Source organism: Micromonospora sp. USAFONa4 (genome assembly GCF_057197825.1).
In genome coordinates, this window is record NZ_CM170072.1 from 971,947 (window position 1) to 986,662 (window position 14,716).

Genomic DNA, 14,716 nt, shown 5'->3' on the forward strand with positions numbered 1-14,716 from the left:
TCTCCGCCTTAGCTGAGTCGAACCGGGTCGTGGGCGAGTGCTGTGGACGGCCGCCGGACCAGCCGGGCGAGGTTCTCGGAGAACCGCCGGCACACCTCGGCTGCCGTCTCCGCGGACACGAGGGTGCGTTGGTGGACGAGGCGGAACGTGAGTCCGCCCGCGTCGAGGGCGCCGTAGAGGCTCGTCGCGTAGGCGACGTCCACGGGCGGCACGTCGACCGTCTCGACGTCGTGGGACCCGATCCGTCGCCGCCGTCGGCTCCAGGGCACGGACAACCCGACGTCGCCGCCGTCCACCGGCTGCTGGAGCGTCAGCGTCGCCTGGAAGAGCGGATTCTGGCCGTGCCGGTCCGCGGCGAGTGCCCGGACCAGGTCGCTGAAGGGAACGTCCGCCGTCGACAGTGCCGCCCGCAGTTCCCGCCACAGGCGTTCCTCGAGTGCCGACGGATCGGGCCGGTCGGTCAGGTCGCCGAGGATGGGCACCATGTTGACCAGGTAGCCGACGGTGCCGGCGAAGCGCTGGTCGGTGCGCCCGTGGTGCGGCGCGCCGACCACGATCCGCGGCTCGCCGGTCACCTCGTGCAGGGCTTGGACGTAGGCGGCCAGCAGGGAGACGAACGGGGTGAAGCCGCGCCGCGCCGCGTGCCGGTGGAGGGCCCGTACGACGTCCGGGTCGGCCTCGAAGTCGAGCCAGCCGGCCCGGTGCCGGTCCGGGTCCGGCCGTCGTCGTGCAGACCCGCCGCCAGCGGGCCGTTGCGGAAAGAGTACGAGGTCACGCAGTGGCCGCCACTTCTCCGCCAGGGCCGTGACCCGGTCGCGCCGGTCGGGATCGAGGCGCGCCTGCTGCTGCAGCCGGGCCCAGTCGGTGGCGTCCGCCGCGCCCGGTCCCGCCGTGGCCGGCGGGGCGTCGCCGCCCGTGATCCGGGGCAGGATCTCGGCGAGCAGGAGCTGGAGCGACCAGTGGTCGACGACCGCGTGGTGACACGCCACGAGAAGCACCGTGCCGTCCGGCGGGTACGCCACCCCCACCCGCGCCAACGGGCCCTTCACCAGGTCAAAGGGGCGGTAGGCCCGCTCGTGCAGGTAGGCGCGTACCGCCTCGTCGGGGCCGTCCGGGAAGGCCCGGCACTCCCAGTCGACCGTGCCCTGCCCGTGCACGGTCTGGACGCCGGACCCGAGCGGTCCGAGCGTCGTGCGCAGCGCGGGGTGCCGAGCGACGGCCTCGTCGATCGCGGCCCGCAGCAGTTCCTCCTCGACACGGCCGGAGAGGCGCAGGGCGATCGCCAGGTTGTTCGCCCGGTTGCCGCGCGACACCTCGTCGTAGAAGTGCAGCTCGACCTGGCCGGCCGAGGCGGGGCTCACCGCGCCGGTCTGCGCCGGCAGCGGCACGGCGGCCGGGCCGGGGCTCGCGGCGGCGGCGACCAGCTCGGCCACCGACCGGTCGCCGAAGAACAGCTCGGCGTCCAGGGTGCCGTCCACCAACCGCTCGACCGCCGCCTTGAGTTCGATCAGACGCAGCGAACCGAGTCCCAGCGCCGCCAGCGGCAGCGAAGCGTCCCACTCGGACCCTTCGAGGTTCGCGTACCGCCGGACGAGCTGTTCCACCGCGAGGGACCGGTCGCCGGGGTGGGTGTCGGCGGCGGCCCGCCCGGGCGCTGCGGACGGGACCGCCGGCACGACGAGCTTGAGCCGCCCGCCGACGAACTGCTCCCTGGTGGCCCGCCGGCGGACCTTCCCGCTGGAGGTCTTCGGTATCGCGCCGGGCATGACGACGACCACGTCGTCGAGGTCCAACCCGCACTCGGTGGCCACCCGACGCCGCAGCCCGCCGGTCAGCGACGTGAGCAGCGCGGGGTCCGCGAGCAGCCGCGCCAGCCCGCTGCGGGAGGCCTCGACCACCAGCGCCACCCGTTGGTCACCGGTCTCCGACTGGAACGCCGCGGCGCCGCCCTGGCGCAGGTGCGCGTCGCCCGCGGTGGCGACGGCCTCGATGTCGTGCGGGTGGTAGTTGCGGCCCGCGCGGATGATCAGATCCTTCTGGCGCCCCGCGACGTAGAGTTCGCCGTCGTACATCGCGCCGAGGTCCCCGGTACGCAGGAACGTCCCCTGCTGGCCGCCGACGGTGGCGGCGAACGTCGCGGCGGAGTCGGACCTGCCCCAGTACCCGGCGGCCACCCCGCCGGAGCTCACGCAGATCTCGCCGACCTCGCCCGCCGCGCAGGGTGCGCCGTCCGCGCGGCGCACGGCGACCGTCGTACCCGGTGGCGGGGTGCCGCAGGAGACCAGCGTGACCGGGTCCGTCCCCGCTGCCCCGGTCGCCCCGGTCAGCCGGCCCGTCTCGAGGGCGTGCCGGTCGAAGGTGCCGGCGCGGTAGCCGGTCGACGCCTCGGGGCCGCTGACGAAGAGCGTCGCCTCCGCCAGTCCGTAGCACGGATAGAACGCGCGGCGGTCGAACCCGAGCGGCGCGTACGCGGCGGAGAACGCGTCCATCGTCCGCCTGTCCACCGGCTCCGCGCCGTTGAAGGCGACCCGCCACGAGCTGAGGTCGATCCCGTCGAGCAGCCCGGCGTCGAAGCGGTCCGCCAGGAGCTGATAGGCGAAGTTGGGTCCACCGGAGAGGGTCGCCCTGAACCGGGACACCTCCGCCGGCCACCGCAGCGGATTCCGGACGAACGCGAACGTGTCGAGCAGGACCGCCGGCACGCCCACGAACAGCGGCAGCAACGTGGTGCCGATGAGCCCCATGTCGTGGTACATCGGCAGCCAGCTGAGCACCACGTCGTCGGTGCCGATCCCGAAGCCGGCCGCGATGGCCCGGTGGTTGTCGGTGAGGTTGCCGTGCCCGACCATGACCCCCTTGGGATCGCCCGTCGATCCGGAGGTGTACTGGAGGAAGGCGAGGTCGTCCGGCGCCGGCCGGTGGGGGCCCACCGGAGCGGCCTGCGCCCGCACCGCCTCGATCGGGTGCACCGCCGGTCCGCCCGGCTCGGCCGCCAGCCCCGACAGCGCTTCGACCAGCTTGGCGGTGGTCAGCGCGTGGGTGGCTCCGCAGTCGCGTACGACGGTGGTGACGCGGTCGAGGCGCGCGTGGGGGCCCGGCGGGTAGAGCGGCACCGCGACCACGTTGGCGTAGAGGCAGCCGAGGAAGGCCGTGACGTAGTCGAGGCCGGGTGGGAAGAGCAGCAGCGCCCGGTCGCCCGGTTCGGCGACCGACCGCAGGTGGCCGGCCACGGTACGAGCGCCCTCGTCGAGCTGCCCGTACGTGGTGGTGGTCGTCGCCCCGGCGCTGTCGACGAAGGTCAGCGCGGGGTCGTCCGCCCGGGTGTCCGCCCAGGCCGACAGGGCCGCGATGAGCGAGGTGTGCGTCATGGTCGTCCCTCAGTGGGCCGGGGCCAGGGACGCTTCGTCGCTGACGGCGTCCGGGCTGTCCTCGTCGACCAGCAGCTGGACCTGGTCCACGGCGGCACGGATCCGGCGGACGACCTCCGCTCTGCTGGAGCCCGTGGCGATGACGTGCCCCAGGCGGTCGTAGCCGTTTTGCGGTGGCCGCACGGACGTGCCGGGGGACGCCGTCACGGTCACCTGTTCGACGCCGTCGAGGCACTCGATCTCCGCCCCGGCCGCAACAGCCCGGAGCGTCCCGGGCCGGGGAGCCACCAGGAACTCGATCGCGGCGTACCCGTGGGTGGTCGAGGAGAGCCGGGTCGGTCCCCCGACGGCGGCGGCCAGCTGCGCGGCGAGCAGGTCGGAGCCGGTGGCGAGGCGGTACAGCTCGGGGATCATCCCGCCGGCCGGGCGGGGATTGATCTCGATGATGGCCGGGCCGGACGGCGTGAGGCGTACCTCGGTGTGGGTCGCCCCGTGCGACATCCCGACCGTGGCGAGCGCCCGCAGGACGGCATCCACCATCTCGGTCGCCTGGTCCGCCGGCAGGTCCGCGGGAAAGACGTGCCCGAGCTCCGCGAAGTACGGCCCACCGGTCACCCGCTTCTCGGTGATCCCGAGACAGCGGTTCCCGGTGCTCTCGCCGAACACCTCGACGCTGAACTCGGCACCCCGCACGTACTCCTCGACCAGTGCGCAGCGGGCGGTCGGCATGCCCCGGACGTTGACGCGCATCCCGAGGACCGCCGCCACGTGCGCGGTCGCCTCCTCGACGGTGGCGCAGAGCAGCACGGCGTTCGATCCGGAGTCGTCCGCGGGCTTCACCACGCACGGCAGTCCGACCTCGCGCACCGCGGCAGCGGCCCGTGCCGGGTCCGTCACCGCGACGAAGCGGGGTTGCCGGATCCCGCTGTCCCGCAGCGCCTCCCGCAGCAGGGCCTTGTTCCGACAGGCGGCCACGGCTGCTGGCGGGTTGCCCGGCAGTCCCAGCCAGTCGGCCAGCTCGGCGGCGAGTACGGTGTAGAAGTCGCTCGTCGTCGTCACCCCGGCGAGCTGTTCACGACGGAACCTGCCCTGGATGAGCGAGCGCAGGGCCGGCAGGTCGTGCGTCTCGCAGACGAGGACCTCGCAGTCGGTGTCGGCGAGGCCCGGGTAGCGGTCGGGACGGTCGGTGAGCAGCACCGGGCGCAGCCCCATCCGTCGTGCGACGCTCAGGGCGAGCACGCCGGTCCCGCTCGTGTTCGCCTCCAGGAACAACAGGTAGCGCTCGCCGTCCGTGCGTGGGACGTCGTCCGTCCGCGACCAGCTCACGGCGACCTCGGCGGGGCTGATCGGGCGCGGCCGGTCCGCCGCGTCCATCTCGTGCAGGCGGTCGGCGGCCCATCCGTCGTCGTAGACGGTCTGCGCGTACCGGTCGCCGCGATCGGGGAAGATGCCGACGATCCGGGTCCCGGGCTCCGCCCGGCGAGCCACGTCCTTCAACACCTGGTAGACCGAGCCCGACGTGTTGCCGCCGAAGATCTGCTGCTCGCGGGCCAGGTCGCGGGTGGCGCCGAACGCCTCCCGGTCGTTGAGCCAGTGCACCTCGTCGATCTGGCGACGGTCCAGGTTGGCGGGCTCGAGGCTGTTGCCGAGGCCGCCCTGCAACCTGGTGGGCACGTCCGGCTGACCGAACAGCACGCTGCCCACGCAGTCCACCCCCACCACTCGCAGCTCCGGCAGCGCGCGTCGCAGCGCCCGGGCCGAGCCGCACAGCGATCCACCGGTGCCGACCGCCCCGACCAGGACGTCGAAGGAGGTGAGGTCCCCCAGCAGCTCCCCGGCCAGGGACCGGTACGCACCCGGGTTGTCCGGATTCCGGTACTGCTCGGGAAAGAACGCGCCCGGTAGGGCTTCGAGGAGCTCGTGCAGCCGTTCGAGGCGGGCGCCCTGCCAGCCCCGGCTGGACATCTGGTCGACGACGTGCACCTGGCAGCCCAGGGCGCGCAGCTTGGCGAGGGTCACGGCATCGATCCGGGGGTCGGTGACGACGTGCACCGGATGACCCAGGGCGGTGCCGACGAGGGCGACTCCCAGCGCCATCGTGCCGGAGGAACTCTCGACGATCGGCGCGCCCGGTCGGAGTACGCCCAGCCGTCTGGCCTCGAGGATCACGTAGCGGGCGACCCGGTCCTTCATCGCGAAGAGGTTCTGAAGTTCGAGTTTGGCGTACACCTCGACCCGCGGGTCGGCATCCATCGTCAGCCTGATCAACGGCGTGTGCCCGATGGCGTCGACGACGTTCTGGAAGATCACGCGCTGGCCCCCGATCGTCCGTGGGTGCCGACGTCGCTCGCGCCCACCCGGGCTGCTCCACTCAAGATCGTCACTGTTCCCCCGATTCGACGCTCATCGACGCCCGAGCGGTGCCCGAGCGGAACCTCGCCGTTCACGACGGTCGTCCCACTGCTGCCGGAGGAGCCGGAACTCGTCCGCCTGGTTGGCGAGCAGGTCGGCCAACTCCTGCGGATTGACCGAGCCCGTCGACCGCTTTCCACGAATTGCGTTCTCGATGTCGAAGGCGCCGGCGAGCACGCGTGCGGCATCGGAAACCTGGTATCCGTGCCGGCCGGCGACCTCGACCAACAGCCCGGGGTCTCCGGGATGGGGCGGGATGTCGGAGGAGATGGCGGCGGCGATGTACTGCCCGACGACGATCTGGGCGTCGCGCCAGGGAATCCCGTCGTTGAGGGTCAGGTCGTTCGCCAGTGCGAACGCGCCCAGATACTCCCGCCGGCAGGCTTCCCGCATCCGGTCGGACCGGAAACGCAGGTTGTCGACGACGGTCGAGAAGAGCCGCAGGGCCGTCCGCGTGGTGGAGACGGAGACATGGAGGTTCGCGGTCGCCTCCTTGGACACCTCCACCATGTTGGAATAGGGCGTCGAGCGTTGGGCGAGGACGATGTCCACACCGAAGGCGCCGAGATGCGCCAGCTTCCCGCGGATCCGCTCCAGGATCGGGAAGTTCTTCTTCTGCGGCATCGCCGCCGAGATGCCGGAAAGCTCGTCAGGCAGGTCGATGAAGGCGTACTCGTTGCTGCCCCACGTCATGAGATCGGTGACGAAGCGGCTCAGTTCGGCGCCCAGAATGGAGAATTCCGCCATCATCTCCAAGGCCAGCGACCGGGACGCCACGGCGGTCAGGGCGTGCGGAACCGGTCCCGCGAAGCCGAGCAGGTGCGCCATGCGGTCCCGGTCCCAGGGCAACTGCTGGCCGGCCATCGAGCCCGCGCCGAGCGGCGAGAGGTCGTTGCCGTCATAGGTGGCGAGCCAGCGGCGCAGGTTGTGCAGAATCTGCTGGGATAGGGCGGCCAGGTAGAAGCCGGGAGTGATCACCTGAGCCGCCTGGAGGTGGGTGTATCCCGGCATCAGCAGATCGGTCGTACCGTTGGCGAGTCGGTGGACGGCCGCACCGAGGCCCAGCAGGTCCTCCGCCGCCCCACCGAACCACTCGCGTGCCGCGAGAGCGTGTGCGGTCGCCTGAGAGTCGTTACGACTGCGGTCGACGTGCCAGGCCGGGACCGGCTCGGTCAACTGACCATGCACCCACTGCTCGATGGCCATCGACGTGTCGGACATGTTGGTGGCGGGGTCGGCGCTGAGCGTGGATTCGTCGATCCTGCCAAGTCTGTCCGCGATGTCGCGCCGTTGATCGCCGGTGATGACCCCCATCCGCTCGTACTCGAGCAGGAGAACCACTTCCACAGCGAGATAGTGGGGAAGCAGGTGAGTCATGTCGAAGTCGAACTGGGGTCGGAGGATTTCGTCATGCACCTGACGGGACGGGCCACTGGACAACCGTCCTGACATCAGGGCGGAGCCCTCGGGAACGAGTTGCAACTGAAGACCCCCGTTACGGAGTTGCACGGCCGGACTGCAACCCGAATCCGCACCCTGGGGCGCGTGACATCGCCTGCGGATCGGACCGCCTCGAATGAAGGACAGTCACCTGAGGTGGGTGCGACGATTCACAAGGAAGGCGCTATCGGCGGCGCTGGACGAATTCGACGCTTGCCGTCAGCAGACATGGAACCAACTCCCCCGTGGAGCGACTACGAAATCGTGCAGGCAATGGAGCGTGAAACGGCAGTTCGCGCCAATACGCGGTCTTCGATGGGGCGAGATTAGCCGCGCGCCTCATGCCCCGCAAGGGACTGCATTTCGCGCGCTATGTCTGGTCCAGGTCGTATTTGCTCTTCACAGCACCCGGCTCCGAGGCCACCCGTCTGGGCACCCTGACGATGGTGGGAGATCCTCCCCCGGCCGGGGCCGCCCACGGCCATTGATACTGCTGGCAGGCTCACGGCCAGGACCAACGAGTGCCATTGGCACGTGCAAACTCGTAGCGTGTCAGGGGATCTGGTCGACCCCGCCCCCTCGCCAGCCGACACGGAGACAGCGCCTGCCTCCACGTGGCACCTTCAAGCAGAACTCCAGACTCCGTCGATGACGCTGACTGAAAGTCGTCCACGCGACTACCGACCGTGCGGGCGAGCATGGCCAGCCACCCCGCCTGGTCGTACGCCTCATGGCCCCAAAGCCCTGTGCGGTTCGTCAGCGTCGCGCCTGTGACCCCATGGCCTGCCCGGAGTCCCACCTTCGTATCCGTGCCAGCGAGGGCTGATCGACCGCGAGAACTCCGCGGCTGACCGCAACGTGGAGCCAGCCCATCCCGGCACCGTTCGCGGCCAGATCAGGGTCCATGATCATGACAATGCCGATCACGGCGAGGGCGGCGGCTTGGCCTTCTGCGGGTAGATCGTCTCGTGGCGGGCCAGCATGGCAACGAACTCGCTGATCTTCCGCTCGCGGGTCTGCGCCCGTTTGACCCCGTTGACGCGGTGGATGAGAGCGAACCGGTTGGTCTTGGTGAGCACGTCGAACATGGCCTGGGCGGCGGGGTTGGCAGCGATGGCGGCGAGGAGGTCCTCCGGCACCTCGGCTTCCGACGGCGGGGCGTAGGCGGCCGCCCACCGCCCGTCCGCCTTCGCGGCTTCCACCGCAGCCCAGCCGGAGGGCAGCATCCGCCCCTGCGCCTCCAGCCGGGCCACGTGGGCGACGTTGCGTTGCGACCAGGAACTGCGGGGCCTACGCGGGGTGAACCGGATCCAGGAGGTTTCCTGATCCCGCTTACGGGCCTGCCCGTCGATCCAGCCGAAACACAGGGCCTCGTCGACCGCCTGCTGCCAGGTCAGCGTCGTGACCGTGCCGCCCTTCCTGGTCAGGGCGAGCCAGACACCGGGCGACGTGGCGTGGTTGGCCGACAACCACGCGCGCAGCGCCTCGGCGTCCACGACGATCAACTCATCCAGTTCGGCGCTCACCATGACGGCAGGCTATCGCTGCACTGTGACCGCGCTCTCAGCGTGTGGGACGGCCCGGCTCGTCGGGCTGCCGGCGCGCATGCCGCCGGCGGCAGCCGCGTACGAGGACACGTCGTGGATCCGCTCGGCGGCAGATCAGTGCCCGCCAGAGTCATCGGCGAGGGATCCTGGTCGGTCGTCGAGGTCGCGGTGCCAGATCCGTTGCCAGTGGTCCTCCGCCGGGGAGCCATGCCAGCGCGCGGCGGGGCCGGACGCCACAGGTCGGGCATGCGCGGCCCGGGCGGCGCCGCTCGTTGCCGCATGCGAGGCAGTGTGTGTCGGAGCTGACTCCGGCAGCGTAGCGATCGAGGACCGCCTGGACGACCGTGGCGAGAGGTGCCGTGGGGTGGTGCTCAGGGTCAGGACAGTAGGCGATTCGATGCCAGCCCCACGAGTTCCAGGGCGGCGGCGTCCGTGGTGCTCGCCTGCCAGCCACTTTCTCTCGACGCCGCTGGACGGCGTACTCCTGCGCACGTGGCAGGACCACGTCGCGAGCCCGCTGCAGTTCTTCGGCGGCGCGCACGAGTGCGCCGAGGTCATCGGTGAGCCTGCGTGGGATACGTGCGGCGACGACCAGGTGGTGCCAGGTGGCGCGGAATCCGTACGGAGCACAGTGCAGCGTGCACTCGCGCAACGCCTAGAGCCGACGTTGTGGCGGGATGGTGCTGTCGTGAACGCGGCGCGCCTGCGCAGGGAAGCTGGTCACGGAGCCAATGGTGGCCCTGCCCGGCAGGCCGCACGAGCACGTTTCGGCGGACGTACCACGACGCAGGACGAGGGCAGTACCCGTCGCCGGGCACTCGCATCACGACGCCATCTCTCCGGCGGATCCACGCACCTCAACCTGTCCTCTTGCTGCCGGAGAGCCTGCGGAAGAAGAGCTGGTGTGAGTGATCAGGAATCGAGAAGTGATGTCGAACGCACCGCCGTTAGCGTGGACGGAACACGAGCCGTACGACGTCGAGGAGAAACGACGATGACGAAGAAGGACGTTGCCGCAGGAGGGTTTTCCACGCAGGAGCGGGCCGCGATGAAGGAGCGTGCGGCGGAGTTGAGAGCTGGGGCCAGACGCACGAAGGGCGCGGAGAAGGCCGCCGCCGAAGAAGCGGAGTTGCTCGCGAAGATCGCGCGGATGCCCGACGGAGACCGGGAAATGGCGGAGCGTGTGCACGCGATCGTCACGACCGTCGCGCCGGATCTCGCCCCCAAGCTCTACTACGGCCAGCCCGGGTATGCCAGGGACGGGAAGGTCGTGGTCTTCTTCCGCAGCGGGCAGATGGACAAGGAGCGCTACTCGACGTTCGGCGTGAGCACGCAGGCGGCCCTCGACGAGGAGGGCGGGTTCTGGCCGACCTCGTACGCGCTCACCGAACCGACGGAGCAGGCGTGGGAGCAGCTCGGCGACATCGTACGGCGCGCAGCGGGAACGCAGCAGTCGTGAGGGGCCGGCCCACGGTCGGAAGATCGTGGTGCTCGTTCCTGCTCCTTGTCTTCAACCCGGCTGCTCAGGCCGCTCGGACGTCGGCGAGCCGCCTGACCGCGCACTCGTCGTCGTTGGGGTTGCCGTGGACGACGCATGTCCGACGTCCGGTGAGCCGCGCCCACGCTGCTCGGCATCGAGCAACGCTCGCCGGGGGCGTCGCGCCGAGGTCGATCTTCGTCCCCTGCTGCGCTGGGCCGGGAAGGCGGGCCTCGTCGCCAGCCCCGATCGACTCGCGAGCGCACTTGAGGAGCGCCCGGGTCCGTTCGGGGACGGGATCGTCGAACTCACCGAGGCCCTCGGCATCGGGGAACCTCCCGGCTGGAGATCGCGGGCCGCGCGGATCGCGGCAGATCCGGATACGGATGTCGAGATGACCGGGCAACGTCGGTTCGGGTCCGGCACGATGGGCTGGGCGGTGTCGGCGTCCCGCTGCTGTTCGGCGTACATCTGATCCTCGCGGCCGTAGCCGGACGCGACGGTGACCACCGGCACCACGTTCATCAGACTCGGAGCCGATGCAGCCGGGAGGAGGACGCCATGCGGGCCGTCCAGAAGGTCCGCCATCGACGGGCCGACGTCGACGGACTGGAGGTGTTCTTCCGCGAGGCCGGGCGTCCCGGCCAGCCGGCGGTACTGCTGCTGCACGGATTCCCCTCCTCGTCGCACACGTTCCGCGAGGTCATGCCCACCCTCGCCGACGTCGCGCACGTGATCGCGCCGGATCTGCCCGGCTTCGGGATGTCCGCGTCACCCACCGTCGACGAGTACGACTACACGTTCGAGAACCTCTCCTGGACGATCGAGCGACTTCTCGACCAGCTCGGGATCGAGCGCCTCTTCGTCTACCTGCACGACTTCGGCGCGCCGGTGGGATACCACCTGGCCACCCGCGCCCCGGCCCGCATCCGCGGCCTGATCGTCCAGAGCGGCAACGCGCACCAGGACGGCCTCGGCGAGCAGTGGGACAGCGCCCGGGCCTACTGGGCCGACCCGACCGACGCCACGCGCGCCGATCTGCCGGACTGGTTGAACTTCGCCGGCACCCGCGACCAGTACCTGGCCGGGCTGCCCGAACGGCTGCGCGCCCTGCACGCTCCCGAGTCGTGGCACCTCGACTGGGAGCGCATGAGCCGGCCCGGCAACGTCGACGCGCAGTTCGCGCTGTTCACCGACTACGCCAACCACGTCGCCCGCTTCGATGAACTCGCGGAATACCACCGCGCTCACCAGCCGCCGGCGCTCGTGCTGTGGGGACGGCACGACGCGTACTTCGACGTCGACGAGGTCCTCGCCTACCACCGCGTTCTCGAGCGCCTGGACGCGCACATCTACGACGGTGGCCACCTCCTGTTGGAGACGCACGCGGCGGAGTGCGCCGAGCTCATGCGGGCGTTCGTGCGCGACAACGCGTGAGCCGGTCCACCCGCGGACGCGACGTTGCCGAAAGCGTAACAGTGTGGTTACCCTTTCGGCGTGGACGAGGTGGCTGCCGCGATCGCCGATCCGGTTCGGCGGGAGATCCTGCTGATGCTGCGCGACGCACCGCTCTCGGCCGGCCAGATCGCCGACCGGTTCGTGATCAGCCGGCCGGCCGTCAGCCGTCACCTGCGCGTGTTGCGCGAGGCCGGCCTGGTGCGCGACACGGCCGACGGACGCAGGCGTGTCTACACGCTGGTCACCGCGCCGCTCGACGAGCTGACCGGGTGGCTGGGACGGCTGACGCGCCCGGCCGGCTGGCAGCACCGCCTCGACGCGCTGGAGACCGAGGTCCACCGCACCCGCCGCGAGCGGCAGACGGCCGCCGGGCGGCACCCATCGGAGAAGGAGACCGCATGAGCCCCACACCCACCGGCCGACTGATCGGCGACGACCTCGTGCTGACCCGCACGTTCCGCGCTCCCGTGGCGGACGTCTGGGCCAGCCTCACCGACCCGGCTCGCACGGCACGCTGGTTCGGCCCGTGGCAGGGCGACGCCGCGCCGGGACGCACGATCAAGGTCCAGATGGCGTACGAGGAGGGCGAGCCCTGGATGGACATGACCATCGACGCGTGCGAGCCGCCGCGCCGGCTGGCGGTTTCCGCGGTGGACGAGCACGGCGGCTGGCATCTGGACCTGGTGCTGGTCGAACGTGCGGGCGTGACCGAGCTCCGGTTCACGCAGCACCTGACCGGCACGGAGGGCGTCGGCGAGGTCGGACCGGGCTGGGAGTACTACCTGGACGCGTTGGCCGCCTCGCGCGACGGCCGGCCGGCGCCGGACTTCGACGACTACTACCCCGCGATGAAGGAGCACTTCGAAGCACAGCGATAGAGGTGGTGTGATCGGGACGTCGATCCGAAGGGGGCACGGTGGGGCGCAGCGCGATCATCTTCCACGGGACCGGCGGCAACCCGGACGCGTGCTGGTATCCCTGGCTGGCAGGGCGGCTCGCGGCCCGGGGATACGCCGTCGAGGTGCCGCACCACCCGGGCATCAACGTCGAGCCGATCGCCACGTTCCTGCCGAAGGTGCTGAACGGGCACAGCTTCGACGAGGACACGGTCCTCGTGGGCCACTCCGGCGGCGCGGCCCTCCTGCTCGCGCTCCTGGAACACGTGGACGTGACCGTCGCCCAGGCGATCCTGGTCGCCGGGTACTGCACGCGGCCCAACACGGAGGAGGAACCGGTCCTCCAGCAGGACTACGACTGGGCCGCGATCCGGTCGCACGTACGGGACATCTACTTCATAAACTCCCGCGAGGATCCGTACGGCTGCGACGACCGGCAGGGACGCGCCATGTTCGAGCGGCTCGGCGGCACCCAGATCGTGCGCGACGACGGGCACTTCGGCGACTACGACCAGCCGTACGAGCGGTTCGAGCTGCTCGACCGGCTCGTCCCCTGACGCCGCCGGCGCGACGGCACCGACCCGTCGGACCGGTCCGCTAGGCGGTGAGTTCCTTGGCCATGACGTGCTCCCTACGCAGACCGTCGGGCATGAGGTCGCCGAGCTCACCCGTGTCACGGAAGCCGTTGCGCCGGTAGAGCGCCCAGGCGTTGCTGTTGTCCTCCGCCACGGCCAGGCGCAGAGTCCTCGCGCCAACCCGTCGGGCCCACTGCTCGACCGCCCGCACGAGGTGGTCGCCCACACTCCGGCCCCGTCCCACCGGCGCCACGTACATCGAGATCAGCTCGACCACGCGATCCTGATCGGTCGGCACGCCGCTGGCCATGCCGACGGGATGCCCGTCGAGCGTCGCCACGACGTTGTATGAGCCGGGAATGGCCAGCCGACCGCGCCAGCGTTCCTCCCGGTCGCCTTCCCCCTGCCAGTCGGCCAACTGGGAGCCGAAGGCGTACGGCGCCTCCGCCAGCGCGGCGAGCCGCAGATCCCGCCAGGTCTGCCAATCGCCCTCGGTGAGCACACGCGTCTCGATCACGTCGCGAAGGCTGCCGCAGGTGTGGGGACCAGGCAACCTGGTTCCTGTCGCATGGGCCGTACGTCGGCCGGCCCAACCCACTGCCGCCGACCGGTCCGGCGGAGCGGGCCAGGGCTGCGATCCAGCGGGCGTACTCGCCCGATACCGCCAACTTCATTCGTTCATCGCCAGTTGATCTCAAGTGCCGACTTCGGCTGAGATGTTCGGGCTCCTTGGCCGCTCAGGGCCACCTCGCCGCCCAGCGACCGGCTGCCAGAAGCGCTCCTCGGCAGCGCGCGCCTACTTGGAGGTCAGTTCCTGCGCCAGCCGATCCAGACCGCCCTTGATCAGTTGCGCGTACGCGTCATCGCCAAGCGCGCCGATCCCCGCCTGCGCACGCTGGAGGCACTCGCGGGCACGGCCGGGATCGCCAAGCTTCCGGTAACACTCACCCAGGTTGAGATGCAACGACGGATACAGAGCGGCCACCGACATCGGCACTCCAGCCCGCGCAAGCCGGTCATCCGTGAGCAAGCCGGCCGCTGCCAGCGCCCGCTCGTCCCAGACCAACTCCTGGTGCACGTCGTCCTGCACATCGGCCATCGAATGCGCCAGAACGCAAACATGCAATGGATCGCCTCGCTCACCGCCGATCTCGTCCCAGATCTGCGCGAACAAGTCGCGAGCAGCCTCACGCTGGCCCTGCTGATGATGCAACTGCACCCCTTCATTGATGCGAGCGAGGGTTTCATCGGTGATCATCAGCTACTCCTGCAGGGCTCATCTCGACGACGGCACGGATCGTACTTGCCTCGACACCCAGCGACAGACCGCCGAGCCGCCCCACGGCCTCCCCCGCGAGCACATCACCGGCAAGCTCACTCGAAAGTGATCCGCCCAGGGAAGCGCAGTCCGACCGGGTCAGGTGCACTGAGAACGGACACCAGACGAGACGGTGCCGCGGCGGGAACCCCACGGGCCGGGTGCGTGGCGCTGACATCGCGGACGGCCGTCGGCGGCTTCTGGCAGACCGGCGTACGGCTTCCT

11 protein-coding genes are annotated in these 14,716 nt (G+C 70.7%); 5 read left to right on the top strand and 6 right to left on the bottom strand.

Annotated features, from left to right (window positions below):
- Window positions 1-8: 8 nt before the first annotated feature.
- The 4 genes from AC0OO9_RS03700 to AC0OO9_RS03715 all read right to left on the bottom strand — a co-directional run bounded on the left by AC0OO9_RS03700 (window position 9) and on the right by AC0OO9_RS03715 (window position 8,749).
- Window positions 9-3,368, bottom strand: a complete 3,360-nt coding sequence (locus AC0OO9_RS03700) for a fatty acyl-AMP ligase (RefSeq protein WP_484515580.1) — start codon at window positions 3,366-3,368, stop codon at window positions 9-11.
- 9 nt (window positions 3,369-3,377) lie between these two features.
- Window positions 3,378-5,678, bottom strand: a complete 2,301-nt coding sequence (locus tag AC0OO9_RS03705; protein ID WP_484515582.1) for a pyridoxal-phosphate dependent enzyme — start codon at window positions 5,676-5,678, stop codon at window positions 3,378-3,380.
- A 93-nt stretch (window positions 5,679-5,771) separates the two neighbouring features.
- Window positions 5,772-7,196: a lyase family protein gene (locus AC0OO9_RS03710; RefSeq protein WP_484515584.1), complete on the bottom strand. Its 1,425-nt coding sequence runs from the start codon at window positions 7,194-7,196 to the stop codon at window positions 5,772-5,774.
- Between the two features lie 947 nt (window positions 7,197-8,143).
- The gene (locus tag AC0OO9_RS03715; RefSeq protein ID WP_484515586.1) at window positions 8,144-8,749 is read right to left on the bottom strand and encodes a YdeI/OmpD-associated family protein; all 606 of its coding nucleotides are present in this window, start codon (window positions 8,747-8,749) and stop codon (window positions 8,144-8,146) included.
- 1,012 nt (window positions 8,750-9,761) lie between these two features.
- On the opposite strand from AC0OO9_RS03715, the gene AC0OO9_RS03720 reads away from it, so the two are divergent.
- From AC0OO9_RS03720 to AC0OO9_RS03740, 5 genes are all read left to right on the top strand, one after another.
- A complete protein-coding gene (locus tag AC0OO9_RS03720) occupies window positions 9,762-10,226 on the top strand; it encodes a DUF1801 domain-containing protein (protein ID WP_484515587.1) in 465 nt (154 codons plus the stop codon).
- Window positions 10,227-10,805: 579 nt separating this feature from the next.
- Window positions 10,806-11,681 carry an alpha/beta fold hydrolase gene (locus tag AC0OO9_RS03725; protein WP_484515589.1) on the top strand — a complete coding sequence of 292 codons (876 nt, stop codon included), beginning with the start codon at window positions 10,806-10,808 and terminating at the stop codon, window positions 11,679-11,681.
- A 60-nt stretch (window positions 11,682-11,741) separates the two neighbouring features.
- Complete coding sequence (locus tag AC0OO9_RS03730) at window positions 11,742-12,104, top strand: metalloregulator ArsR/SmtB family transcription factor (protein ID WP_484515591.1); 363 nt, start codon at window positions 11,742-11,744, stop codon at window positions 12,102-12,104.
- Window positions 12,101-12,580, top strand: a complete 480-nt coding sequence (locus tag AC0OO9_RS03735) for an SRPBCC family protein (RefSeq protein WP_484515593.1) — start codon at window positions 12,101-12,103, stop codon at window positions 12,578-12,580. Before AC0OO9_RS03730 ends, AC0OO9_RS03735 begins: the two co-directional genes overlap by 4 nt.
- A 38-nt stretch (window positions 12,581-12,618) precedes the next feature.
- Window positions 12,619-13,155, top strand: coding sequence for an RBBP9/YdeN family alpha/beta hydrolase (locus AC0OO9_RS03740; protein WP_484515595.1), 537 nt, complete (start codon window positions 12,619-12,621; stop codon window positions 13,153-13,155).
- Window positions 13,156-13,195: 40 nt separating this feature from the next.
- Here AC0OO9_RS03740 and AC0OO9_RS03745 read toward each other — a convergent pair whose 3' ends face one another.
- Window positions 13,196-13,690 (bottom strand): GNAT family N-acetyltransferase, encoded by a 495-nt coding sequence (locus tag AC0OO9_RS03745; protein WP_484515597.1) that lies wholly within the window; start codon window positions 13,688-13,690, stop codon window positions 13,196-13,198.
- A gap of 279 nt (window positions 13,691-13,969) precedes the next feature.
- Complete coding sequence (locus AC0OO9_RS03750; protein WP_484515599.1) at window positions 13,970-14,431, bottom strand: tetratricopeptide repeat protein; 462 nt, start codon at window positions 14,429-14,431, stop codon at window positions 13,970-13,972.
- Window positions 14,432-14,716 lie beyond the last annotated feature (285 nt).